The sequence below is a fragment of the Clostridioides sp. ES-S-0005-03 genome (genome assembly GCF_020658455.1).
Taxonomy (GTDB): domain Bacteria; phylum Bacillota; class Clostridia; order Peptostreptococcales; family Peptostreptococcaceae; genus Clostridioides.
In genome coordinates this window covers 834,693-859,003 of the sequence record NZ_JACVWI010000001.1, presented here as the reverse complement: position 1 = coordinate 859,003, position 24,311 = coordinate 834,693, and the positions used below count along the sequence as shown (strand labels likewise).

At 26.6% G+C, this 24,311-nt stretch carries 25 protein-coding genes, 1 pseudogene and 1 other annotated feature; of the genes and pseudogenes, 13 read left to right on the top strand and 13 right to left on the bottom strand.

The window, feature by feature from the left end; translation table 11 throughout:
* Positions 1 to 25 precede the first annotated feature (25 nt).
* Both IC218_RS04100 and IC218_RS04095 read right to left on the bottom strand, forming a co-directional pair.
* Positions 26 to 709, bottom strand: a complete 684-nt coding sequence (locus IC218_RS04100; RefSeq protein WP_227483128.1) for a methyltransferase family protein — start codon at positions 707 to 709, stop codon at positions 26 to 28.
* Positions 710 to 960: 251 nt separating this feature from the next.
* Complete coding sequence (locus IC218_RS04095) at positions 961 to 1,851, bottom strand: MBL fold metallo-hydrolase (protein ID WP_227435999.1); 891 nt, start codon at positions 1,849 to 1,851, stop codon at positions 961 to 963.
* A 148-nt stretch (positions 1,852 to 1,999) separates the two neighbouring features.
* Here IC218_RS04095 and IC218_RS04090 point away from each other — a divergent pair, with 148 nt between their 5' ends.
* The 4 genes from IC218_RS04090 (at position 2,000) to IC218_RS04075 (ending at position 5,682) form a co-directional block, all read left to right on the top strand.
* Positions 2,000 to 2,860: a YitT family protein gene (locus IC218_RS04090; RefSeq protein WP_227483129.1), complete on the top strand. Its 861-nt coding sequence runs from the start codon at positions 2,000 to 2,002 to the stop codon at positions 2,858 to 2,860.
* A gap of 510 nt (positions 2,861 to 3,370) precedes the next feature.
* Positions 3,371 to 3,937 (top strand): TerD family protein, encoded by a 567-nt coding sequence (locus IC218_RS04085; RefSeq protein WP_227435995.1) that lies wholly within the window; start codon positions 3,371 to 3,373, stop codon positions 3,935 to 3,937.
* Between the two features lie 41 nt (positions 3,938 to 3,978).
* Complete coding sequence (locus tag IC218_RS04080; RefSeq protein WP_227435993.1) at positions 3,979 to 4,560, top strand: TerD family protein; 582 nt, start codon at positions 3,979 to 3,981, stop codon at positions 4,558 to 4,560.
* Positions 4,561 to 5,364: 804 nt separating this feature from the next.
* Positions 5,365 to 5,682, top strand: coding sequence for a hypothetical protein (locus IC218_RS04075; protein WP_227435991.1), 318 nt, complete (start codon positions 5,365 to 5,367; stop codon positions 5,680 to 5,682).
* A 51-nt stretch (positions 5,683 to 5,733) separates the two neighbouring features.
* Here the strand turns inward: IC218_RS04075 and IC218_RS04070 are convergent, their stop codons facing one another.
* Together IC218_RS04070 and IC218_RS04065 are read right to left on the bottom strand one after the other, a co-directional pair.
* On the bottom strand, positions 5,734 to 6,300 hold the full coding sequence (locus IC218_RS04070; RefSeq protein WP_227435989.1) for a hypothetical protein: 567 nt from the start codon (positions 6,298 to 6,300) through the stop codon (positions 5,734 to 5,736).
* A 430-nt stretch (positions 6,301 to 6,730) separates the two neighbouring features.
* A pseudogene (locus IC218_RS04065) lies at positions 6,731 to 7,042 on the bottom strand (DUF1835 domain-containing protein); the annotation flags it as partial.
* Positions 7,043 to 8,243: 1,201 nt separating this feature from the next.
* Between IC218_RS04065 and IC218_RS22150 the strand changes: the two are divergent.
* Positions 8,244 to 8,363 (top strand): helix-turn-helix domain-containing protein, encoded by a 120-nt coding sequence (locus tag IC218_RS22150; RefSeq protein WP_227483130.1) that lies wholly within the window; start codon positions 8,244 to 8,246, stop codon positions 8,361 to 8,363.
* On the top strand, positions 8,320 to 8,640 hold the full coding sequence (locus IC218_RS04055; protein WP_413927322.1) for a LysR family transcriptional regulator substrate-binding protein: 321 nt from the start codon (positions 8,320 to 8,322) through the stop codon (positions 8,638 to 8,640). Before IC218_RS22150 ends, IC218_RS04055 begins: the two co-directional genes overlap by 44 nt.
* A gap of 131 nt (positions 8,641 to 8,771) precedes the next feature.
* On the opposite strand, the gene IC218_RS04050 is transcribed toward IC218_RS04055, so the two are convergent.
* On the bottom strand, positions 8,772 to 9,677 hold the full coding sequence (locus IC218_RS04050) for a LysR family transcriptional regulator (RefSeq protein ID WP_227435985.1): 906 nt from the start codon (positions 9,675 to 9,677) through the stop codon (positions 8,772 to 8,774).
* A gap of 127 nt (positions 9,678 to 9,804) precedes the next feature.
* Between IC218_RS04050 and IC218_RS04045 the strand changes: the two genes are divergently transcribed.
* Entirely contained in the window at positions 9,805 to 11,436 is a 1,632-nt protein-coding gene (locus IC218_RS04045; protein ID WP_227483131.1) for an FAD-dependent oxidoreductase, read from the top strand.
* Positions 11,437 to 11,438: 2 nt separating this feature from the next.
* Positions 11,439 to 12,386, top strand: coding sequence for a 4Fe-4S dicluster domain-containing protein (locus IC218_RS04040; protein ID WP_227483132.1), 948 nt, complete (start codon positions 11,439 to 11,441; stop codon positions 12,384 to 12,386).
* Between the two features lie 283 nt (positions 12,387 to 12,669).
* Here IC218_RS04040 and IC218_RS04035 read toward each other — a convergent pair whose 3' ends face one another.
* The 4 genes from IC218_RS04035 to IC218_RS04020 all read right to left on the bottom strand — a co-directional run bounded on the left by IC218_RS04035 (position 12,670) and on the right by IC218_RS04020 (position 14,683).
* Positions 12,670 to 12,933: a DUF1883 domain-containing protein gene (locus IC218_RS04035; protein ID WP_227435979.1), complete on the bottom strand. Its 264-nt coding sequence runs from the start codon at positions 12,931 to 12,933 to the stop codon at positions 12,670 to 12,672.
* 105 nt (positions 12,934 to 13,038) lie between these two features.
* Positions 13,039 to 13,284: a hypothetical protein gene (locus tag IC218_RS04030; protein ID WP_227435977.1), complete on the bottom strand. Its 246-nt coding sequence runs from the start codon at positions 13,282 to 13,284 to the stop codon at positions 13,039 to 13,041.
* A 418-nt stretch (positions 13,285 to 13,702) separates the two neighbouring features.
* Positions 13,703 to 14,071: a C-GCAxxG-C-C family (seleno)protein gene (locus IC218_RS04025; RefSeq protein ID WP_227435975.1), complete on the bottom strand. Its 369-nt coding sequence runs from the start codon at positions 14,069 to 14,071 to the stop codon at positions 13,703 to 13,705.
* Between the two features lie 441 nt (positions 14,072 to 14,512).
* Positions 14,513 to 14,683, bottom strand: coding sequence for a hypothetical protein (locus tag IC218_RS04020; RefSeq protein ID WP_227435972.1), 171 nt, complete (start codon positions 14,681 to 14,683; stop codon positions 14,513 to 14,515).
* A gap of 441 nt (positions 14,684 to 15,124) precedes the next feature.
* Here IC218_RS04020 and IC218_RS04015 point away from each other — a divergent pair, with 441 nt between their 5' ends.
* The 5 genes from IC218_RS04015 (at position 15,125) to IC218_RS03995 (ending at position 18,880) form a co-directional block, all read left to right on the top strand.
* Positions 15,125 to 16,081 (top strand): L-threonine 3-dehydrogenase, encoded by a 957-nt coding sequence (locus IC218_RS04015; RefSeq protein ID WP_227823858.1) that lies wholly within the window; start codon positions 15,125 to 15,127, stop codon positions 16,079 to 16,081.
* A gap of 286 nt (positions 16,082 to 16,367) precedes the next feature.
* On the top strand, positions 16,368 to 16,718 hold the full coding sequence (locus IC218_RS04010; RefSeq protein ID WP_227435968.1) for a hypothetical protein: 351 nt from the start codon (positions 16,368 to 16,370) through the stop codon (positions 16,716 to 16,718).
* Between the two features lie 40 nt (positions 16,719 to 16,758).
* A complete protein-coding gene (locus IC218_RS04005; RefSeq protein WP_227823857.1) occupies positions 16,759 to 17,730 on the top strand; it encodes a 3'-5' exonuclease in 972 nt (323 codons plus the stop codon).
* 107 nt (positions 17,731 to 17,837) lie between these two features.
* On the top strand, positions 17,838 to 18,497 hold the full coding sequence (locus IC218_RS04000; protein ID WP_227435963.1) for a DUF421 domain-containing protein: 660 nt from the start codon (positions 17,838 to 17,840) through the stop codon (positions 18,495 to 18,497).
* A 2-nt stretch (positions 18,498 to 18,499) separates the two neighbouring features.
* Positions 18,500 to 18,880, top strand: coding sequence for a DUF4363 family protein (locus tag IC218_RS03995; protein WP_227435961.1), 381 nt, complete (start codon positions 18,500 to 18,502; stop codon positions 18,878 to 18,880).
* A gap of 55 nt (positions 18,881 to 18,935) precedes the next feature.
* On the opposite strand, the gene IC218_RS03990 is transcribed toward IC218_RS03995, so the two are convergent.
* The 4 genes from IC218_RS03990 to truA form a co-directional block, all read right to left on the bottom strand.
* Positions 18,936 to 20,099, bottom strand: coding sequence for a MerR family transcriptional regulator (locus tag IC218_RS03990; protein WP_227483135.1), 1,164 nt, complete (start codon positions 20,097 to 20,099; stop codon positions 18,936 to 18,938).
* A gap of 235 nt (positions 20,100 to 20,334) precedes the next feature.
* On the bottom strand, positions 20,335 to 21,387 hold the full coding sequence (locus IC218_RS03985) for a BtrH N-terminal domain-containing protein (RefSeq protein WP_227823856.1): 1,053 nt from the start codon (positions 21,385 to 21,387) through the stop codon (positions 20,335 to 20,337).
* A 397-nt stretch (positions 21,388 to 21,784) separates the two neighbouring features.
* Complete coding sequence (locus IC218_RS03980; protein WP_227435954.1) at positions 21,785 to 22,984, bottom strand: argininosuccinate synthase; 1,200 nt, start codon at positions 22,982 to 22,984, stop codon at positions 21,785 to 21,787.
* Between the two features lie 262 nt (positions 22,985 to 23,246).
* Positions 23,247 to 23,454: a binding site (T-box leader), on the bottom strand.
* 105 nt (positions 23,455 to 23,559) lie between these two features.
* Entirely contained in the window at positions 23,560 to 24,300 is a 741-nt protein-coding gene (gene truA, locus IC218_RS03975; protein WP_227483137.1) for a tRNA pseudouridine(38-40) synthase TruA, read from the bottom strand.
* Positions 24,301 to 24,311: the final 11 nt, after the last annotated feature.

Genomic DNA, 24,311 nt, shown 5'->3' with positions numbered 1-24,311 from the left:
GATTAATAAACTAAAAATTTGCACTCTACCAAATATAAGGTATAATACGATATTTTGTTTTTTGACAATATTCTTTATACCCATCAAGTTCAGCACTAAGCAACTTTTCTTCATCTAATATACGAAACACAACTATTATGCATAAAGGAATTACAGCAATCATTCCCCACCATGAATTCAGTGCTAGAGGTGTAAAAAGTATAATTAATATAGCACCTAGATACATAGGGTGTCGCACAACTGAATATGGTCCATCAGTAATTACTTTTTGATTACTCATAACAACTATAACTTTTGATGTAAAAGAATTGTAGCGAAAAACAAAGAATACAATTATAAATCCAATTAAAATAAGTACATCTGATATTATTGTCAAAATAATTGGAATACTAGACCAAGCAAAGCGGTTGTCTAGAGCTGGTACTCCTAGCAATCCAAATAAGAAAAGAAATCCAGCGATACTTTGACCAAGTATTTGTTGTGGACGTGTTTCCTTTGATTTGATGCGACGTTCAAGTAATACTGGGTCATTAATCATCAGGTAAATTGTAATTATACAAGTTGGAATACAAAAGGCAGTCAGAAATATCCATCCTTGCCAAAAATCAATTGTACCAGTTAAACCAAAAATTAAGCATGCTAAAACTAATATAAAAGCAATAACAGATACACTTGCTAAAATGTATAAAGATTTTATTTTTTCTTGCATTTAAAACCTCCAGCACAGCTTTTTTCTATAAAAGCAATAAACTATATGTAAGATAAATTAAGATAAATATAGAAAACAATTATAAGTTAATAAAAAATTAAGTTCCTTAGACTTTTAAATATATTATAAAATTATTTGCTACCATTGTTTGTTATTGTGGCAATTTGGTAGCAAATTTTATTTCTATCCCATTTTTTAGAATATACTTATATTAAAATATTTTTATTGCATAGTTTGATATTTTTCAATATTTATACAGCTTTTATCATCATCTTGCCACCATCAAATACATACTCAACCATATTATGTTCATATAAATATGTTATATAAGAACGTATTGTACTACCAACTAGAACGTATTGATTAGCATCTAATTTAACATTGTACACATCACACATTTTTTCAATGACTTCATCAATCATAATTGGTTCACAGCAAACCTTTTTAATATTAGATATTATTTCTTCCATCTTGTCTTTATTTACATCAATTAAATCTTGTATACTTGTAGTCTTGACAGAGTGACTTGGAACAAAAAAATCTGCATTAAGAGTTTTCATTTTTTCTAACGTTTTAAATTGTGAATCTATATCTAACAAAAAGAAGAAATGATATTTACTAATTATATTTTCTGGTGTAAGACTGTCTGCAACAAACAAAACATTATCTGGAGTTCTAACACCAATCATTTCAAAATAATGACCAGGAAGAGAAATCGCTTCAAGTTCTGTATCTAAAATTTTTCCATTTGAAGGTATAATATAATCAACTTCACTCTCTTTTGCTAATAAAAATTTATTTTTTAGTGCTTTACTTGGATACCCTCCATACAAAAATGCCGATTCTAATATTGGATTTTCTGTAAAGTATCCTTCTATTTTAGTTGTAGCAATCTTACATTTTGTTTGATTTTTCAAATATGCATTCCCTCCTATATGGTCTGCATTTGAATGAGTGTTTATTATTAATTTAGGATTTAAATTATGCTCCTCTAATAGTCTAAGAATTTGTCTAGCAGTATCTTTGTTATTTCCACTGTCAATTAAAATTGCATTATTTCCATCTACATATACACCTACTATTGTAGGAAGTGGAATATAATATGTATTTCCTTTTATCTTCTCTAAAGTCAGTTTAGCCATTTTATAACCTCCCTTTAAATTTATTTTTAATTATAGCATTAATTTTCAGAAAATTCCAATCAAATTATTTTTATAATATGTTTTTATTTTTTTTATTAAAAATTGGAAAAACTATATAATATATATTATAATCTATATATAAGGAGTGATGTTATTGAAAAAAGATAGAATAACTTTTTCAGAAATTTTAATATTAATTGTAGGCTGTATATTAATGGCAATTTCTCTTAACATGTTTTTTAATCCACATGCAATTGCTGCTGGTGGTATAACAGGTCTTGGAGTTGTTTTAAATTCATTATTTGGTGTACAACTTTGGATTGTCAATTTACTTTTAAATATACCTCTATTCATATTTGCTTACAGAATACTTTCAAAGAAAGATTGTTTTAAAACAGTCTTAGGAATAATTTTTCTTACTATAGCACTTAAAGTTACTGCAAATATGACTACACTAGATATTACAAATGATATGTATCTTGCAATTATATCTGGTTCTATTTTAATGGGAGTTGGTCAAGGCCTTATTTTTAGAATAAATGGCTCTACAGGTGGAACCGATTTGATGGCACTCCTATTGAATAAATATTTCCCTACACTTAGTATTCCTGTTTTGATGGGTATTGTTGACTGTGTTGTAGTAGTACTATCGGGAATAGTAAATAAGCAAGTTGAGATTGCACTTTATTCAACTGTGGCACTATACATTTTAGTAAAGATTAGTGACTTACTTATTGAAGGATTTAATTATTCAAAATCATTTACTATTATATCTGACCTGTCAAAAGATATAAGTAGAAGAATAATGGAAGATTTAGATAGAGGCGCAACTATTCTAAAAGGTGAAGGTGCTTATACTGGAGAAAATAAAAATGTGCTTTTAGTTGTAGTTGAAAAAAAAGAAGTTGTCGAACTAAAAAAATTAGTGAAAAGTGTCGACCCTAATGCGTTTATAATAATTACAGATATACATGAAGCTTTAGGAAATGGATTTAAAAAAATAGAATAATCACAAAAACAAACAGCAAGCATAAATTTCAAATATAAAAAACTTATATTTTTATATTTGAAAATTGTGCTTGCTGTTTTTCATACAATAAACAGTCAAAAAATACACTACTTAGATTTATTTTAAGATTTATCTCATTATTCTAAGTTCACATTATTTATTAGTTTAATATCTATAATTACATTATAATTATCTCCCAACTTTGTATAAATTCCTATGCATATAATCTTATCTGCAAACTAGAAGTTTTTATAATTATTATTCTCCATTATATCATTTATTGATTTTTTTAACAATTAAAGCAAATATAAACTTAAACACCTATGTAATTACTAACTATAAAGTGTTTTAAAATTACACAAGACCTATATTTATAGATTATAAGATATTTATATAAAAATGATTCATAAATATAGCCAAATTGCTCTAAATATGTATATAATAAAAATAATATGATGATTATATTTAACACTGTCAATAAAACTAAAAATATTAAAAGGAGAACTTAAAATGAGTGTTAATTTACAAAAAGGACAAAGAGTAAGTTTAGTAAAAGATGCTAATCCTGTAAAAAATTTAATTGTAGGATTAGGATGGGATATGAACAAATTAGGTAAAAAAAACTATGATTTAGATGCATTTGCAATAGCATTAACTAGTGAAGATAAAATGAAATCATCAAAAGATTTAGTTTATTTTGGACACCTTAAACATCCTTCTAAATCTATCATACATACTGGTGATAACTTAACTGGAAGAGGTGAAGGAGACGATGAACAAATAAATGTCAATTTATGTGATATACCTGAATATGTACATAAAATAGTTTTTGGAGTTTCTATATACAGAGCTAAAAAAAGAAATCAAGATTTTGGCCAGATGAATAATTCTTTTATAAGGCTAGTTGATTCAAATTCTAGACAAGAATTATTTAAATATAACCTTCAAGAAGACTTTTCTGGTAAAGTAACCGTTTTGGCTGGCGAAATTTATCGTAGAAATAACGAATGGAAATTTAATGCCCTAGGAATTGGTCAAAATGAAGAGCTTCATGAATTAACTGATATATATCGTTAATACTAACTATAACAAAAAAATTATAAAAGGAGTTGTTTTAAATGGGTATAACTTTAGCAAAAGGACAAAAAGTAAGTTTAACAAAAACTAACCCAGGTCTTAAGAAAGTAATGGTAGGATTAGGATGGGATACTAATAAATATGATGGTGGTTTTGATTTTGATTTAGATGCTTCTGCATTTTTAACTGGAGCTGATGGTAAGGTAACAAATGATGGGGATTTCATATTCTACAATAATTTAAAACATGCTTCTGGAGCAGTTGAATACATGGGAGATAATAGAACAGGAGTTGGAGATGGTGATGATGAGCAAATAAGCGTTGACTTATCTAAAATACCACAAAACATTGCAAAGATATCATTCACTGTTACTATAAATGAAGCTGTTACAAGAAGACAAAACTTTGGACAAGTTGAAAATTCATATATAAGAATTTATAATGAAGAAACTAGTGAAGAGCTTATCAAATATGAGTTAGGTGAAGATTTTAGTATAGAAACAGCAATAGTGGTTGCAGAGTTATATAAACATAATGAAGAATGGAAATTCAATGCCTTAGGTTCTGGTTTTGAAGATGGGCTTGCAGGATTATGTGGAAATTTTGGTGTTAATATAGGTTAATAAGTAGTTTAAAATAAAAAGGTAGCTACTATTTTAAGTGCTACCTTTCAATCTACTCCTCTTATTCTTGCTGACTTTTTATTCATTCTTCTAATGCTTCCATTTTATCGCCCTTAAATTATTCTTTCTCCTATAGTTTTGAAAGATAATAATAAATATATATCTTATTTCCTGAATATTATATGCTTCTCAATATAATGCATTGTAGTTAGAAACTCACTGAACCATACTTTAATACAAGCCAACTATCCCTATTGTAATTGTTATAGTGGTCTATTGTATTGGTTTGTTTCCATATTGCCTACCTTTCATATATTGGAAAATATAAATAATCTACTGTGTGCATTGTTCGGCTAAGCCAAACAAATACAACTCAATTTTCTCTCATTCTAATACCACCATAAAATATCTTATGTTTTAGGATGATAATTTTCATTCATTTTATTACAATTTATACTATAGTTTTATGTGCTTTGTTAATATTTGTAATATTTTAGACACTCTTTATACTTATGTTACTGATATACTTTGATTAAGAAAAGTAAATATAATATGAGTTGGTGATTATTTATGAAAGATATTTTAAAGAATTCTTTTCGTACTATACTAGGGTTTTGTATTGGTGCGTTAATATGTATATCTTATGAATTTATTTCTAAAAAAGAAATAAGCTTTTATACAATTAGACTATTTATTTTTTTACTTGCTGGAGTGCTTATAGGTACTCTAATACGTATAATATTTTTATATTTAAGACAAAACAGAAAGCATTAATAGAGTATATTATAAAGGAGATAATGATATATGGATTTTTGGAACAATACACTTTTAAGTATAGGAGTAATATTCTCAATAGGAACTACAATAAGATACTTAATTAAAGGTAAAGCTAATTATTGCAAGAAAAAATATTTAGATAAGTTAGAATTGAAATATGGAAATATAGACAGAGAAAAAGCTATTAAACTAGAACTATTTTTTAACTATTTAATAAGTTTAGAATACATAATAATGGGTTTATTAATAAAAAAATTTGATACTGCAATAATATCAGTGATATTAGTATCTATTATAACACTAGTATCTTATTATTTAGTTAGGAAGAAATATATAACTCTATAAGAACCACTAAGATTAATTAAATTAAAAAAAGAACTCCTGTTATTGAGTTCTTTAATACGCCTTTATTGGTATCCTAAATTCTTTTGTTTCCATGTTATCAGCTGATAATACTACTTCTATATAAGCTTCTTTTTTAAGCATAATACAATTTTTAAAATTAAATTGTTCTATTCTAAAATTTATTCCTTTATGAATTGTAGTATTATCTTTTGGGTGCCATCTAAGTTCTTTATTTATCTGTTCAAAATTGTTATTTTCTCCAATATCTACTTCCATATTAATAAATTTCAAACTTAATATGGGGCTTTTTGCAACAATAGTACTTTTATTTTCTATTACAAAATCAACTAAGTTATTACTATGAATTTCAGCATAAATATTAGCTTTATCATCTAACTTATTTGAATCAAGTCTAATATATCCATTACCATTCTCATAATAATCACCCGCCATATTATTCTCATTATTTCTTCTATATTTTAATATCAATTTGGCTTGTTTATTAGATTCCATAAAAGCCATAATTGATATAATTAAGGCTGCTATTGCTGCAAATGATGCAATTACAGAAATTATATTTACATAATTACCAAGAAATTCATTAAACTGATTGAGCATATCTTTTTCTCCTTAAAAACATTACTTTATCTTATTATAGTTGTATAATATTTTTTACATTTACTTTTAATTTATTACACAAACTTCTTATATAAAAAAAGACCATCTATCAAGATGATTCTCTAGACTAAGTATCTATGTTTTTGTTTATACTCTGTAACAGCATCATTTCATGCCTCTTGCTCTCTTATTCCCTTTTCTCTAGCAATTCTCTGTGCTATCTTTCTAACTAATTCAGCATTTTTTAATATTCCTATACTAACCACTTCCTTATCTCTATTTTATATTATACCATACAATAAGGAATAAAGCTAATTCCTATTAAGTTTTGTTGCTCGTTTCATAAGTTCAAAAACTTAATCCCCCTAACATCTTCTTTTAATTTATTATATAAAAAAGACCATCTATCAAGATGACCTTTTGACTTAATCTATTTTTTACCTTTACACCACCTCTTATTGGTATCATCTTTTATGTAAGTTCTAAATATTTCACAACAACCTAAACATAAATCAGAACATTTCTTTGAGACTTTAGAGAAAAATCTTGGATTATTTGCATACCATATTATTATATCTCTATGTTTTACTAATTTTCTATCTTCTAGTAAATTTAGGTTAAATAATAATTTAGGATTATTTTCTCTTAATTCCTGATTATTTACATCTGAAATATTACCTATTGATAAATTATCTTCAAATGATACAATTTTATTATGTGGTATTAACTTTAACTTCATTGCTTCTTTTAATAAATAACAGCATCCTCACACCCTGCCTAGTCAGTTCAATAAGCTAGAGTAATCTCTTAATTCTAGCCTAGTATATATTTAGTTTTGATAGTAAAATTCTTCATTTCCACAATATTATTATCTTACATAATTATCAATAAAAAATCTCAGGATAGTTTCTAAATAGTCTCATTTTCAAGCTTTTCATGAAAAAATGGGTAATTCAAATTCCTTTATTTTGAGATATAACATATTAATAATCTTACTATTGATAACTGAATTATTTAATAATCTTATTTTTTCTACTTCTATAGTTCATAGCATTTTGATTTCTTTACTTAAATTTTCATCCATAATCCATATCTCCTTTTCCTTTTGAATAATTTATTTCAATTTATTTACAGTTCTGCAAAATTGATTGCTATTATTAACAACTCATATTACTCTAGAGTTATACTAATTTATGAGGTAATTATTTATGGACTATTATCCTATGTTAAAGTATTTAATAACTTTTTTAATTGCGATTTTTGTTTTCATTCTGATAAATTCCATTTGTCAAAAGATAGAAAAAAGTTTCAAATTAAATGGATTTAAAAAGTTTCTTTTTTATTTATTTACATATTTCATTGGTTATTCAATTATTAGGTATTTAGATTATTTTTTTACAATTTATAGTTAATATTAGGAGAATAAATTTATGACTGTCTTTTCTTATTTGCAAGAATCAAACACATTTATCATTCTGTCTATAATTTTAGGAATACTTATGACAATCAATGATAATAAAAAACAACTATTAAAATTTAAAATACTGAATTATTGTTTTTTTATATGTATGAGTATCTCTTATATTTTTTCTTTTTTAGTCTTTTTTAAAGACTTTAGTTCAAACATATTAGAAATTATTGCTCATATTTTGTCTATAATACTATTAATCGCTTGTAATAGAGTTTCGACTAAAAATACTTTAAATACTAGTCTTTACACTTTACTAGCATTTTGGTTTAGTCCTCTATTTGCAATAATATTATTATTTTGGATACACAAACCTCACAAATATCTTAACAATTAAGTTTCTTATTTTTAGAAGGTAAAAAATATAATAAAATTTCTCTCAACACTTGTAATTACAATTCTTTTATATTATAATTCTTTAAATTAAATATTTAAAGTTATACTTTAAAATTATTTAACTATCTAGGAGGAAAACATGTATCTTAAATATCTGCAAACTTTTAAGACTATTGTTGAAGAAGGTAGCTTTTCAAAAACGGCAGACAAACTGAATTACACACAATCAACAATTAAAAATACCATTTATAATAGATGAGAAAAACTGCATTTTTAGACAGATATTTGAGACATATTTACGAGAAAAGGATATTACTTTAGACCATACAATTGAACTTTGGAGTATACCAACAATTAAAAATTTAGTAAAAAATGATATGGGTATATCTTATCTCCCCACATTTACAATAGAAAGTGAAATTAAATCAGGAGATTTATGTGAAATTAAAACAGATTTAAGTAGTAAAACTATCACAGCTGTCTGTGCACATCACAAAAATAAATGGATTAGCCCTCTTATGCAGTTATTTATTTAGTTAGTTGCTGCAAATTAAAAATAGTAAAACAATAAATATGACATAATAACCACTCAACTTCTAAATTCAAAACTTTGTAGTTATGAATATACTTTAGATATGAAAAAGAAGGTAACAACTATACTTAGTTGCTACCTCCTAATCTTTTTTCTCATTTCTTTTTTCCCAAACTCTACTGAAATATCAAAAAATGATGCTATATTCTCAGTAAAAAACTTATTTTTATGATATGCAATATCAAATGTCCTGCATAAGTCAATGCCTTCAATATCACAAGACCATAAAAGATTTTTCTTTACGTAATCTTCAACAAGAAGTTCAGATATAACAGCAATACCAAAATTATCTGTAACTGCTCTTAGAATAGCTTCAGAGTTATAACATGACCATCTAATATTCATTGGTATTTTTAATTCTTTCAATTGATTTTCTAATTGCGCTCTTGTTCCACTTCCCAGTTCACGCATAATTAATGGCTGGTTTGAAAGTTCTGAAACTTTTACTGAATCTCGATTGTAAAATTTATGCTTATTGGAACATACAAGTACAAGGTGGTCCTTAATAATGCTTTTTATCACAATATCTGGATGATTAATCTTTCCTTCTACAATTGCAATATCTAATTCACTATTAAGTAATTTTTTTACAATTAGACTTGTATCTTCAACAAACACTTCAGGTTCCACTAAAGGGTTTCTTTTATATAACTCTAATATTATTGGGCTTATCACACAAGTACCAACAGTTACTGTTGCTCCAACTCTTATTCTAATATTTTTAGCACAATGTTTCATACAATCAATCATCTCTTCATTTATAGATAAAAGATGCTTTCCATATCCTAGAAGCTTTTTTCCTGCTTCAGTTAGGTATAGTTTTTTTGAAATTCTATCAAATAATTTAACTCCATACTCTCTTTCTATTTCCGAAATAGCTTGACTAACTGACGACTGTGTAATATACATATTTCTTGCAACTTCACTCATTTTGCCACATTCAGCAACCCTTACAAATATCTCAAGGCTACGAATAGTCATATTATCACGACCTTACCAAATATTAGTAAATACTTATGATTTTATTAACATTTTAGTATTTTACAAATACATTGTCAAGAACTATAATTTTAGCATAGAGTTATAAAAAGGATTGGAGTGTGATATTGTGAAAGTATTAATTATAGGTGGAGTTGCTGCTGGAACAAAAACTGCTGCAAAAATAAAACGTGAAATGGGTGACAATTGTTCTGTTACAATCCTCAATAAAGGCGAACATATTTCTTATGCAGGCTGTGGCTTACCATATTATGTTGGTAAGGTTATTGAAGATAAATCATCTCTAATTGTAAATACACCTGAGAGCTTTTCTAAACTAACAGGAGCAGAAGTTCGATGTGGAGTTGAAGTTACATCTATTGATAGAAAATCAAAACAAGTAGTTTTGAAAAGAATTTCAACAGGAGAAGAAGAAACTATTAGTTATGATAAACTTGTAATTGCCACAGGAGCAGACCCAATAAAACCACCAATACCTGGAATCGATTTATCTGGAGTATTCTTCATGCGTACTCCAAATGATGCAATAGCATTAAGAGATACTGTCGAAAATGGAGTCAAGAGAGCTGTTGTCATTGGTGGAGGCTTTATTGGTCTTGAAATTGCTGAAAATCTTTCTGCTATGGGTATACGTGTAAGTGTTATTGACATGGCCGAACATGTTATGCCTGGATTTGATACCGATTTCGCTGAATATGTTGAAAATCACCTAGCTGATAAAGGTATTATGATTTTCACAGGCGACCAAGTTATAGGAATTGAAGGTGAAAATAAAGTAGAAAAACTTCGTACCAAAAATAGAGTTATTAAAACAGATTTAGTGGTTATGTCAGTTGGAATTCATCCTAATACAGCCTTTTTAAATGATACAGATTTAGAATTTGCTCCAAACAAAACACTTATAGCTGATGAATTTATGCTTACAGCTGATGAAAATATATATGTAGTTGGAGATTGTGCTTGTGTAAAAAATGCTTTGACAAATAAACCTACATGGTCACCTATGGGTTCATCTGCAAATCATGAAGGTAGAATTTGTGCTCAAAATATAGCTGGAAAATCTAAAACTTATAAAGGAGTTCTTGGAACAACTGTAGTCAAATTGCCAGAACTTAATGTAGGAAAAACAGGTTTAAGTAAAGAGTCAGCTAAAAAAGAAGGTTATGATGTTTGTTCTGTTACTATAGCTACTGATGATAAGGCTCACTATTATCCTGATGCATCTAATTTTATAATAAGAATGGTTGCTGAAAAACATACTAGAAAGTTATTAGGTGTTCAAGTTATGGGCCCTGGTGCAACTGATAAGATAGTAGATATAGCTGCCACTGCAATAACTTTGGGAGCAGACCTTTATTCATTAGAAAGTATGGACCTTGCATATGCACCACCTTTCTCAACAGCTATTCATCCTTTTGTAGTGGCAGTAAACGTGTTACAAAATAAACTTGATGGAGAACTCGATAGTGTTTTACTTGATGAAATTGAAGATTTTGATAGCTGGACTAAACTTGATGTTTCAAAAGCCCCTTCTATTCCTAACCTACGTTATTTACCTGTTGGTGAAATTAATGGAGAAATTGAAGGTCTTTCTAAAGATGAAAAGATTCTTCTTCTATGTGCAAAAGGTAAAAACAGCTACATGGCTCAAAATCGTTTAAGACGATTTGGTTATACAAATACAAAAGTCCTTGAAGGTGGAATACTATTTTATCCAAATCTTAAAGCAATGGAGGATTAATTATGAATAAGATTACAACAGAACAAAAAAAGGAATTAAAAGGTAGAGGCTTTTTACCAAGTAGAGATGGAGAACATTTTGCTGCACGTATAATAACTGTAAATGGAGTAATCAATACCTCACAAACGAAAAAGATTGCTGAGGCTGCTGAAAAATTTGGAAATGGTCAAGTAGCATTTACTACTAGATTAACAGTAGAATTACCTGGTGTAAAATTTGAAGATATTGAAGCTTTAAGTGAATTCATTGCCAGTGAAAATTTAATCACAGGTGGAACAGGTTCAAGAGTTCGTCCTGTTGTAGCATGTAAGGGAACTGTTTGTGTTCATGGATTGATTGATACACAAGCACTAGCTGCTGAAATTCATCAAGAATTTTATAAAGGATGGTACGATGTAAAGTTACCTCATAAATTTAAAATCGGTGTTGGTGGATGCCCTAATAATTGTATTAAACCTGACTTAAATGACCTTGGAATTGTTGGTCAACGTGTACCTGATTATGACCCTGAAATATGTGTTGGATGCAAAAAATGTTCTGTTATGGAAGTCTGTCCTGTCAAAGCCGCTAAATTAACAAATAAAGGAAAGCTTGAAATAGATAATAATTTGTGCAATAACTGTGGTAAATGTATAGAAAGTTGTAATTTTGATAGTATTGAAGAAAAAGAATCTGGCTACAAAATATACATAGGAGGAAAATGGGGCAAATCTGTTCGCCCTGGAACACAAATTGATAAACTATTTTCAAAAGAAGAACTTATGACTTTAATTGAAAAAACTCTTCTTTTATTTAGAGAACAAGGTAAAACAGGTGAACGCTTTGGAATTACGATTGATCGAATTGGTGTTGATAAATTTATAGAAATGCTTTTATCAGATTCTGTATTGGAAAGAAAGCAAGCTATACTTGATGCTCCTTTACATCTTAAAGGTGGAGCTCAGTGTTAATAAGAGTATTTTTAATTTAAATTTTAAGAGTATATTTAGCGTATATAAATAATCTATATAAAAATAATATAGTAATTATATGCCAGATAGATATAGACACAAAGGATTTATAAAGATAAATTTTTAATGCATCTTTATAAATCCTTTCTTTATCAAAACTGTATACTTATTTTATTCTAATTATATATCAACACTCTTTTTAATATTTATTAAGATAATTTTATATATAAACCATGATACAATAAAAAGACCTAGATATTAATCCAAGCCTTTTAGTATTAAATTAATTTTGAATTGTATTAATTGAAAAGTTTACTATACCACTATTTCCATTTTCATTTACAACCAAATACCAAGTTCCTGTATTAGGAACTTTCATTCTACATAGAGTTTTCTTAGCAAATCCACCATAATAATCATAGTTTCTTTGATTTTTAAATTTAACATAATTTATATGATCTAATAATATCACATTAGCTTGTTTCTCCAAGTTTACTTCTACAATATCCCCTTTTTGCAGATGCATCTTACTATAACTATATTCCATTTAATTAACCCTCCACAATTGAATAACTTTTCTTATTTATTACATATTAGTCCTCTATATCTGAAAATTTATTTAAAATATCATAAATACTATATAATTACATGATTAACCAGCTCTAACCTTATCTACTACAACCCAAAGTCTATTTAAAATATTATTAGCAACAACTTTTCCATCCCATGTTACTTTTTCATCCTTATTTTCTAACAAAGCATAATACCCAGAGTCAGAACTTTCATCTTTATAGATTGTAACATAAAATTCTTCATCACTATATTCAGGTCTATCTTTAAAGTCTTCAGATATTTTACATTTTATTATATATCCTTCTAATTCTTCCTCTATAAACAAATTAATTCCTCCAATCTCTATATTTTTACTAATTATACCATATTATGTCATAATCTATGTATTTTATAGGAAATTTCTATTTTTTCTTTATTTTATAAGAGTATTATATAATTTTATACTTTTTTACTTTATATTATATTCATTAATTCTTTTATTTTCTTATATATTTCTTTATAATTAATATATTTTTTTATTAGTTTCTACAATCTTATAGACATAATTATATCTACTCTCTTTATGTTAAATAATTTATTTTTATTTAGCATAGTATATTTTTTCTTGTCAATTAATATTTTCTATATTAAATTATATTGGCTAAAATATAATCAAATTGATTTAAAAATTATATTAAAAGAAAATAATATTTATCTAATAAAAAATAGCACTCCCCTAAATGGGAAATGCTCATTTTTCAAGATTATTTTTGATCTTCTAGTATATCATTTAAGGCATCATATGTGAAATTTATTATTTCACCACAGCTTACTTTATTTTTTTTCAATGAAGCACATATTTCTGTACTGTATTTAGCCCTTACTTTATTCATTAATTCTCTTGAATACTTTCTTGCCATATTTTCATCTAAGTTATTATTTCGTCCATTTAAATATCCTATTATAACAACTGCTGCATTTACAGCTCCACAGACACTCCCTACAGTAATTCCAACTCCCATACCACTTCCTATTGAAATTGGTATGTCTGTCTCATGTTCTTCATTATAAGATTTTATTAATGCTTCTGCACAAGTGTATCCTTGGCTATGATATATTGATGGTCTTGTCATTTTTATACTTCCTTTCAATTTTTATTTTAGTTTACGTGTTCTCATAGTGTCTAAATAAAATATTATTAACCTTTTTATATAATATTTATTATGACTATAAACTTAGAATTGTATTTACTTCAAAAAATTCATAATTTTATTCATTTGATTGTCTAATACTTCAAATATTACAAAACAATGTTTAACAAAAAACTACAATAAGTTACAACTAAACTAAAAACAACATTTATACTCAGTTCAATACTTATGATACTTTTTTATTTGTAGAAACATCTTTGTTATATCTTAATATTATATCCTAAATTTACTTTGACTTCTGTGACTTAGTCACATACTATATATTTATACCTCATTAAGATTTAATTTAATAAGAAATACGCTTATAAAAACATATAATTTTTATTCTCAGATTTTATGGGAAGGATATATCAAAGTTATTCTTTAAACTAAATACCTATACTTTTGTTTATATACACTAACAGCATCATTCCATGCTTCTTGTTCCTTTATGCCCTTTTCCTTAGCTATTTTTTGTGCTAATTTTCTTATTAATGTAGCACATTCCAGTATTCCAATATTAGATATTTTATCTCTATCAACTCTATATAACATATAAATTTATCTCCTTTAAACTTTTATACAAATTAATTTAATTTTTAATCTTACTTAATACTTATCTTTGTAGTAATTTTAAACTTTATATATGTGATATATGTGAAGTACATTAGAATAAATTTAGAATTTAAACAAAAGTAATCTTATAAATATTACTTTTTAAACTTAATCCACTGTCCACTTTGACTCTCTTTGTACTTTACCTATCTTTAAAAACAATTTCATAAATAATATATATAAACGTTACTATTACTATGTCTTACCTATATGCTATATACTTAATTTTGATATTTATTACATTAAACTCTGAAACATTTATTATAATTTATTAAATTAAGTAATGCATTAAGTAGTTTAATTCTTTGTATTTAAACAAAAGATTTGCTAAAATAAAAATAAGCAATAATACACAAATTAAACTCTAAGGAGGTTAGCAAATTGAAAAAAATACTTATAACAGGTGCATTAGGACAAATAGGCTCAGAATTAACACTCAAGCTAAGAAATGAATATGGAGAACAAAATGTAATTGCTAGCTCAAGAAGAACAAAAGAAGGAAATCCTGTATGTGAATCTGGTATATTTGAAATATTAGACGTCACAGATAAAAATCGATTCTTTGAAATCGCAAAAAAATATGATGTGGATACTATAATTCATCTAGCTTCTCTGCTTTCAGCAGTTGCAGAAAGTAAACCTTTAGAAGCTTGGAATTTAAATATGGATGGATTGATAAATGGTCTTGAAATAGCTAGAGAATTGAATTGTAAGTTTTTTACACCTAGTTCAATAGCTGCATTTGGTGAAAATTCTCCAAAAAACATGACTCCTCAAGATACACTACAAAGACCTAATACTATGTATGGTGTAACTAAAGTATCTGGTGAATTACTATGTGATTATTATCATTCAAAATTTGGAGTGGATACTAGAGGAGTTAGATTTCCTGGTCTTATTTCTTACGTTACTCCTCCTGGTGGTGGAACTACAGACTATGCAGTTGACATATATTATGAAGCATTAAAAAATAAAAAATATAAGTCTTACATAGCAGAAGGTACAAAAATGGATATGATGTACATGCCTGATGCTCTTCAATCTATAGTAGATTTAATAGAAGCTCCAGCTGAAAAACTTATTCATAGAAATGCTTTTAATATCACTGCTATGAGTTTTGCTCCTGAAGAAATAGCTGATTCTATAAAAAAATACATACCCGATTTTACAATAGAGTATGATGTAGACCCTGTAAGACAAAGTATAGCTGATTCTTGGCCTAATTCATTAGATAGTAGCAGTGCTGTAAATGAATGGAGTTTTAAAGCTAATTATGATTTAGATAAAATGACTAAGGATATGCTAGAAAAATTATCAGAAAAAGGAATTGGCAAATAACAAATTAAGAATTTAGTACCAAAAAATTCAGAGAATAAAACATCTTATATTTATGATTCTATTTTATAATCTTCACTTTTACATAGCTTTTATTCTCTGAAAGACTAACAGTTTTTATTTTTAACATACAACAAACTATTCTTTATAAGCATATTAGTAGTTTTCTAATATGGATTAATCATATAAAAATAAACAGAAAGGAAAAAGCTACTATTGCAAGTATAATAAAAAAACTTAATCAAATTTTACTATACTTTGCATATTATAATACAAGTAGTAGGTGTTAATGTTGCTAAATTTAAGAGAAATTAGAGAAGAAATAATTAAAGAATATATAGGCAATAATTTAATCTCTGAACTTACAGAAGAATTAAAGAACATTCTTATAACTGATTTAAAATCTAACCCATTTAAAAGTAATATTGAACTCAGTATAATACCCGCGAATATAGAAATATTTAAAAAGATAGAAACTAAATTGTTAGAAGCTAAAGTTAATCTAAAAATAGGTTGGGAAAGAATACTTATAAATTCTATCTTAAAAGATTCCTTTGATTTAAATTACGAAATAAATAAAAGTTGTAATGAGCCTTTGATGTTCAGAATCATTATATCAATTGATTCTTATGACGCTTAATCTCATTAAATAAATATCTATGAGGATGTGCTTTTAATTTATGAAATACAAGTTATTTATAGACTTTGAATTTAATATATTAGATGATAATAAATACAAGCTAGAATATAGTGGAGCTGAATTGATTTCAATAGGTTGTGTTTTGGTAGATAATGACTTTAATATAGTTGATGATTATTATTCTTTAGTTAAACCAAAATACAATGAAATACTTTCATTTAAGTGTAAAAAACTCACTAAATTAAACCAGTTAGAAATTAATAATGCTCCTAATCTTTTATATGTTATGGATGATTTTTTCAAATGGTTTAAAAAATTTAGCGATGTTACAATATATAATTGGGGTGATTTTGATATTGCTGGTCTTCTAAATTCCTTTAGAGTATATAAATATGCGGGTACCTGCTTAGAGTTATTCAATATGATGATTGATATTCAACCTTTTATATCTCAGCATATTACATATAAAAATAGAGTCTTATCTAAGCAACTATCTTTACTAAATATGAAAAAGATTTTTTCTGTAGAGGGAGAAATTAAACATAATTCACTTTCAGATGCTTTGGATTTAATGAATGTATGTAAATGTTTTTACCTTAACTATCCTAAAGATACTAATACACTTGAAGAATTATACAATAAACTGCCTCCTATTAAAAATCCTTTATATTATATTCCCTATTTTGAGGATGAAAATTTTGAACTTAAATTTGATAAGACTCCAGAAGATATAATAATGTATCTTAAACAAATATTCAATATATTAAATATAAGTAAAAAAGACATTTATTTTAAAAAAAGAAGTGTATTAGTAAATAATTCTAAAATTATCAACTTCAAAAACTTATCTTCTTCTTTTAAATTAATAAAGCTCAATGAATTTGAAGAATATCCTGATTTTGTATTGAAATTAGGTGATAAAAATAATTTTGTTGAATCTGTAGTTAAGATAAATAAAAGTAATAGAAAATCCATAAAAAATTTAATATTGAGATTATCAAGAGTACCTTAAATGATTGAATTCAATTGTTTAAGGTATTTTTTATAATCTGAATTATTTTTTTTATATAGGATATACTAACTTAGTATAAATATTTTTTAAAGGAGTAATTGATAGATATGACAGTGGTATTAATAAGAAGTATTATATTATACATAACAGTGTTGATTGCACTTAGAGTCATGGGAAAAGGTGAAATCGCTGAAATGAACTGTTTTGACTTGGTCATAACACTTTTAATTGCAGAAGTTGCATCCGTCCCAATGGAAAATAATAATATACCAATTATAAATGGTGTTGCAGCAATAACTGGCCTTGTAATTATGCAGACTCTAATTTCATTTTTATCCTTAAAAAGCAGAAAATTAAGTTCATTTTTATCAGGTAAACCTTCTGTCTTAATTGACAAAGGAAAGATTGTATATAATGAACTTAAAAAAGAAAGAGTTAGTATAGATGAGTTGTTAGAACAATTGAGAATTCAAGGTTACTTCAACATAAAAGATGTACAATATGCTATTTTAGAGACTGATGGTAATTTAAGTGTGGTTCCAGCATCAAGTTATAATAGTACTCCTCCAAGAGCTTTTAACCATTTACCAATTCCACTTATTTTGGATGGTAAAATAATAAATAAAAATCTTGATATGGCTGAAAAAGATACTAACTGGTTAATGGGTATCTTAAAGTCTAACCACATAGAAACTTTTAAAGATGTTCTTATTTGTGTTTTAGATGAAAATGACAAAATATTTATTCAAAATAAGAAGGGTGATTAATATTGAAATCTACAACATTTGTTATACTATGGGCTGTTTTATTTATGCTATTTGGATTTTATGTTAATAATAAACTATATGATTTTACGGAAGATTACAAAAACAATATGTCTATATTAGAGAAATCTATAGAAAATGAAGAATGGGAAAAAGCTCAAAAAGAAGCTGATTCTATATCTACTAGATGGTCTAAAGAAAGAAATCATTGGTATAAAGTTTTAAATCATGAATACTTTGACGAAATAGGTCTAAAATTTAATATTCTTGATAAAGCAATTTATACTGAAAATAAATTAAAATCCTTAGAAGAAGTTGAAAGCATAAAAACATATTTAGGAAATATTGTTGAAAGTGTTAAGTTTGATATAAATTATATATTTTAACAGTCACAAGTAAGGATATAGATAAAGTAATGATTCTATATCCTTATTTGTTTATTTACAATTTACTACTATCAGAATAAATTTTTAGAGCTTCTCCAATGAATTTGGATGCTCCTTTACCATATTTCTTATCAGTCACCTGTATATAGCTAGAATTTTGTAAATAAAGTTCTGACAAATAATCTAAATAATTCTCTCCTTCATCTATCTTGTAAAATTCATTCATTCGGTTAGTTTCATATACTATATCTCCAACAATATCTTGAATCTCTTCTGAAGAAGGATTTTTACTTAAGTCTGCCACAAGCTTTTCATATAATATGTTTATTTTGGGTTGTTTATTACCTAAATAACTCTTCAAAACTTCTCCAATAAATTTACACGCTCCATTACCATACTTTTTATCAACTTCTTTTATCCATATAGGATTTAGTAAATAATTTTGCACCATGCTATACCAATTATCATCTCCATACTCCATATTAAAAAGTTCATAATCTTTCTTAGATGTATCTGTTATCTCTTTAGCAATTTTTTGAAGTTCCTTTGATAAAGGATTTTTATTTAAATCTGCTACAAGTATTTTATATAGTTCACTTAATTTTGGATGATTATCTTCCAAACAGTCTTTTTTAAATTCATCAAATTGTTCTGCTAAAGTCAATATATCACTATTAAAATTTTTCTTTATAGCCTCAGAATATTTCTCAATACTTCCATATATTTTTATAGCCATTTTAGCAATTTCATCTTCTTTAGATTTAAACTTCTCAATATGTTCATTATATTTCTCTACACTACCATAAATTTTAATTACTTTATCTTCATGCTCTATTTTAAATTCCTCTAATACTTTAAAATATTCACTCATATCAAATTCTTTGAAGTTTACTACATTTTCTCCTTTTAACGTTTTGTCTATAATTTCTATTAGACTATCCAATCTTTTACGTTTTATAATAAGTAGCTTTCTTTGACTTTCTAGAGCATGCATTTTATCAAAGTATGGGCTTAACATTATATCTTTAACTTCTTTTAAAGGTATCTCAAGCTCTTTAAAAAATAAAATTTGTTGAAGCGTTTTAATAGCTTCATCATCATAAAACCTGTACCCTGCTTCTGTAATTTCACTTGGTTTTAATAAACCTATCTCGTCATAGTAATGTAATGTGCGCACACTTATTCCTGTCAAATCTGAAACTTGTTTTACTGTTCTCATTGCCTCACCTCAAAATTTTATTTTACAGCTACGAATATTAATAAATATTTATATATCTATCAGTATTTATTAATATTTTCAAACTATGTTTTCATATTACAATATAACGTGGTGTTAGAGTCAACACTTTATAAATATATAATTTGATTTTTTGAACTCATTTCATATTTAAATTTTGATTATCTAGTTAATATACTTTTTCCTAACATTATTAAAAAGAAATCTTGTTCTATATTCATATACCTAACATTAAGTATCCAGATTTCATTTGTTTCAAAATTTCGGAAAATAGTAAAGGAAGTTTTTCAGTTTCATCATCCTTATTCAATAAATAATCTATTATTATATTAGATATTTTTTCAATTATAATTGCGCTTTCTTCAAAAATCTCTGCTACTTGTACCCAACAGTCATTTTTGTATTCAGTTCCAATAGATTTAAGCATCTTGCTCATTTTATCAAAACCACCTTTAAATTCGACACTATCTGGTTCTTCAATTCCTTTGATTGCATTTGGAATAGTTGGTACTGTTCCAAAAAACATAACCATATTAGCTAAAATCCTATCATAGTCATCTTTTTCCAGTTCATGTTTCCATTGTGACAATTCTTTGATAAACTTTTCAAAACCTTTATATCCTAAAAACCCTGTAGGTGGATTTAAAAACATATCACGCTTTATAGCGAGTGCTTCTTGAGCAATCTGATATTTATTCTTTGAACTATTCATTCTAACTGTACAAATTGTATTCGCTTTGCTTAATCCAGGATAACTACAATTCATACATTCACATAGTTCATCATAAGAAATAGAGATTAAATCAGTTATCCCACAATCATATAAATATATTCTTTCTTCTATATCATCATACCCTACCATAAGCACATAATGAAAAGGAATATGCTCTTTTTGATATAATTTTTCATAATATGGCAGATAATACATATCTAAGGCTCCTAAAACAACTGGATAACCAGAATCAATTTCTGATTTTGCCTTTTTTAAAGCTTGTTCATACTTTTTAAACTCATAGTGTTTATATTCAAAACCAACAATAGGTGCTAAAAATTCATACATTTTTTTGGTTCTTCCATCCCCAAAAGCAACCATTCTCTTTAATTCTTTTTTATTTGTTTTTAGATAACAAAACGAGCCAAAACCTGATAATAAAAAGAAAAAATCATTTGGCAGAGATTCACCCATTTTATTCATATATATATCTTCTATACCATTCCACATACATTCATAATCATGTAAATGGTGCTTTATTTCAATTATTTTCCTCATTTAATTTACCTCCATTTATAAATAATTTCATTATGGAATTAATAGTGTTTTCATAAATTATATCTTTATAATTTCAAATTATATGGTTATTGCCTTCTACGATTAGTAGCTTTTTCATGTATATTTTTAATTAAACCTAGTATAAACCCTCCTATAATGTGAGAGTCAATGGCAAAATTCAAAAATAAGTATTCATATTATGTAACTTATAATAAAATTAGACTTTTAATGCTTGTAAATAAGTAGAAAATCTTGAGAAAAATAAGTTTTAAAATTTCTTGTATTGTACTCAAATAAACTATTACAAATAATATAATAATTTTATATAAAAAAGAGCATATAAAAAACTAAAAAACGTTTCTTATATACTCTAATAATTTTAATTTACTATATTCTATTATTTCCCAGCCTTCATAGCTCTAATTTTTAGTGGTAAAGTAAATAAATTAATAAATCCTTCTGCATCTTTATGGTCATAAAGTTCACTATCTCCAAAAGAAGATATTCCTTCATCATAAAGTGCATTTTCAGTAAATATTCCAGCAGGTTTTATATTACCTTTGTAAAGTTTAACTTTTACTGTCCCTGTAACATTATCTTGAGTTTGTTCCATAAATGCATCTATAGATTCTCTTAATTTACAGTACCATAATCCATTATAAATAAGCTCTCCATATTTGTAAGATATCATTTGCTTAAAGTGTAGTGTGTCTTTATCTAAAGTAGCACTTTCTAAAATATTGTGTGCTTCATAAAGAATTGTTCCTCCTGGAGTTTCATATATACCTCTTGATTTCATACCAACAAGTCTATTCTCAACTATATCTATAACTCCAATTCCATGCTTACAACCTAACTCATTTAATTTATGAATTAATGCCACTGGAGATAATTCTTCACCATTTATCTTTTTAGGCTCACCTTTTTCAAAATAAACCTCTACATATTCAGCTACATCACATGCATCCTCAGGGTCTACACATTGTTTATATACATCCTTTTTATGTTCATTTTGTAAATGTTCTATGTCTCCACCTTCTGTTGATACATGCCAAAGGTTAGCATCTACTGAATATATTTTAGCTTTAGTTGCTGTTACTTTTATGTTGTGTTTCTCAGCATAATCTATAGCATCTTCTCTTGATTTTATATCCCATATTCTCCAAGGAGCTATAACTTTTATAGTTGGGTCAAGGGCTGCAATTGTAGCTTCAAATCTAACTTGGTCATTACCTTTTCCTGTACATCCATGGCATATATATTTTGCTCCTTCTTTATGAGCAACTTCAACTAATTTTTTAGCTATTATAGGTCTTGCTAAAGAAGTTCCTAATAAGTATTTTCCTTCATATTTTGCTTCTGCTTTTACAGCTTTAAATATAGTTTCCGTCACAAACTCTTCACTTATATCATCTACATAGGCTTTTGATGCTCCACTTTGTAAAGCTTTTTCATAAACATCTTCCATTTTATCTTCTTGACCTACATTTCCACAAACAGCTATAACTTCTATATCTTCATAATTTTCCTTTAACCAAGGTATTATAATTGATGTATCAAGTCCTCCTGAATATGCTAATACTACTTTTTCCTTCATTGTTAATTCCTCCCAATTTTAAATTATAATTTTATATTTTTTATTTTTTCATAGAAACTCTTAATATTGAATGACTTTAAAAATATAGATTCTTATAAAATCATTTTAATACTAAAAAAACCCCTCAGTATTTTTAAATACTAAGAGGCGAAATATCCGCGGTACCACTCTTATTGATAAACTTAGCTAATCAATCAGTAAATGTATAACTACTAAATACATATTAGTAAATAAATATATTAAAAAACGCCTCTTGGAAAAACCAAGAGACGAAATATATCCGCGTTACCACTCTAATTGATAAGATAAACTTATCCACTCTTTCTCTTAAGGCGAGATTACCTACTAACATACTAAATTCAATTAGCATCCTCCAAAGTTCTTTTCACTAATACTTATTTGCTAAGCTTCCACCATCCTCAGCTCTCTATAAAATACATAAAAGTTACTCTCTTTTTCATCGGATTTAAATATCAAATTTTTTAGACATCTCTTATAGAATATATAATAGTTTATTTTTCCATTTATGTCAACTATATAATTTATTTTCTTTTTAAAATATTTTCTCTTTAAGCTTACTCATATTTTACTTTCCAAAGGCATAGTCCTTTAGCTGGTGCGGTGTCTGATGACTTACTTCTGTCTTTCGACTCAAGCATATGCTTAACATCTTGTGGTGCTTTTCTTTTAAGGCCAACATCTATTAATGCTCCTACTATTATTCTTACCATATTATATAAAAATCCATTTCCCTCTATATATATTTCTACAATATCATCATTTTCTTTTATATTTATTGAGTAAATTTCTCTTACATTAGATTTTTTCTTAGACTTAGAAGAAGCAAAGCTAGTAAAATCATGTTCTCCTATTAAATACTCACTTGCTTTTCTCATTCTATCTAAATCTAATTTTTTACTTATGTGTGCAGCATACTTTCTCATAAAAGGACTGTGATATTTATTATTATCAATCTTATATAAATAAGTTTTTGATTTTACATTGTATCTTGAATGAAATCTTTCATCAACTTCCTCAACAGTTTTTACAACTATATCCTCTGGCAAATATTCATATAGATATTTTTGAATTTTATCTACTGAATCCATACAATTTGTTTTAAAGTTTATAACTTGACCTCTTGCATGTGCTCCCATATCAGTTCTCCCAGAACCAATTATCTCAATAGTTTCATTGGCCATTTTACTTAAGACAGACTCAAGCTTTTCTTGTATAGTCATGTCATTATCGCCTAATTTTTGATAACCTTTGTATCTTGAACCATCATATGCTACTATCATTTTTATATTTCTCATCTTAATCCTCT

Excerpts from the sequence above, each read along its gene's own strand:
- IC218_RS03985 (WP_227823856.1), bottom strand. The coding sequence starts at position 21,387 with ATGAGGAAAATAATTGAAATAAAGCACCATTTACATGATTATGAATGT.
- IC218_RS03990 (WP_227483135.1), bottom strand. The coding sequence starts at position 20,099 with ATGAGAACAGTAAAACAAGTTTCAGATTTGACAGGAATAAGTGTGCGC.
- IC218_RS04095 (WP_227435999.1), bottom strand. The coding sequence starts at position 1,851 with ATGGCTAAACTGACTTTAGAGAAGATAAAAGGAAATACATATTATATT.
- IC218_RS04000 (WP_227435963.1), top strand. The coding sequence starts at position 17,838 with ATGACAGTGGTATTAATAAGAAGTATTATATTATACATAACAGTGTTG.
- IC218_RS04090 (WP_227483129.1), top strand. The coding sequence starts at position 2,000 with ATGTTATTGAAAAAAGATAGAATAACTTTTTCAGAAATTTTAATATTA.
- IC218_RS04010 (WP_227435968.1), top strand. The coding sequence starts at position 16,368 with ATGTTGCTAAATTTAAGAGAAATTAGAGAAGAAATAATTAAAGAATAT.
- IC218_RS04075 (WP_227435991.1), top strand. The coding sequence starts at position 5,365 with ATGGATTTTTGGAACAATACACTTTTAAGTATAGGAGTAATATTCTCA.
- IC218_RS04080 (WP_227435993.1), top strand. The coding sequence starts at position 3,979 with ATGGGTATAACTTTAGCAAAAGGACAAAAAGTAAGTTTAACAAAAACT.
- IC218_RS22150 (WP_227483130.1), top strand. The coding sequence starts at position 8,244 with ATGTATCTTAAATATCTGCAAACTTTTAAGACTATTGTTGAAGAAGGT.
- IC218_RS04100 (WP_227483128.1), bottom strand. The coding sequence starts at position 709 with ATGCAAGAAAAAATAAAATCTTTATACATTTTAGCAAGTGTATCTGTT.
- IC218_RS04070 (WP_227435989.1), bottom strand. The coding sequence starts at position 6,300 with ATGCTCAATCAGTTTAATGAATTTCTTGGTAATTATGTAAATATAATT.
- IC218_RS04085 (WP_227435995.1), top strand. The coding sequence starts at position 3,371 with ATGAGTGTTAATTTACAAAAAGGACAAAGAGTAAGTTTAGTAAAAGAT.
- IC218_RS04040 (WP_227483132.1), top strand. The coding sequence starts at position 11,439 with ATGAATAAGATTACAACAGAACAAAAAAAGGAATTAAAAGGTAGAGGC.
- IC218_RS04005 (WP_227823857.1), top strand. The coding sequence starts at position 16,759 with ATGAAATACAAGTTATTTATAGACTTTGAATTTAATATATTAGATGAT.
- truA (WP_227483137.1), bottom strand. The coding sequence starts at position 24,300 with ATGAGAAATATAAAAATGATAGTAGCATATGATGGTTCAAGATACAAA.
- IC218_RS04020 (WP_227435972.1), bottom strand. The coding sequence starts at position 14,683 with ATGTTATATAGAGTTGATAGAGATAAAATATCTAATATTGGAATACTG.
- IC218_RS03980 (WP_227435954.1), bottom strand. The coding sequence starts at position 22,984 with ATGAAGGAAAAAGTAGTATTAGCATATTCAGGAGGACTTGATACATCA.
- IC218_RS04025 (WP_227435975.1), bottom strand. The coding sequence starts at position 14,071 with ATGACAAGACCATCAATATATCATAGCCAAGGATACACTTGTGCAGAA.
- IC218_RS04035 (WP_227435979.1), bottom strand. The coding sequence starts at position 12,933 with ATGGAATATAGTTATAGTAAGATGCATCTGCAAAAAGGGGATATTGTA.
- IC218_RS04050 (WP_227435985.1), bottom strand. The coding sequence starts at position 9,677 with ATGACTATTCGTAGCCTTGAGATATTTGTAAGGGTTGCTGAATGTGGC.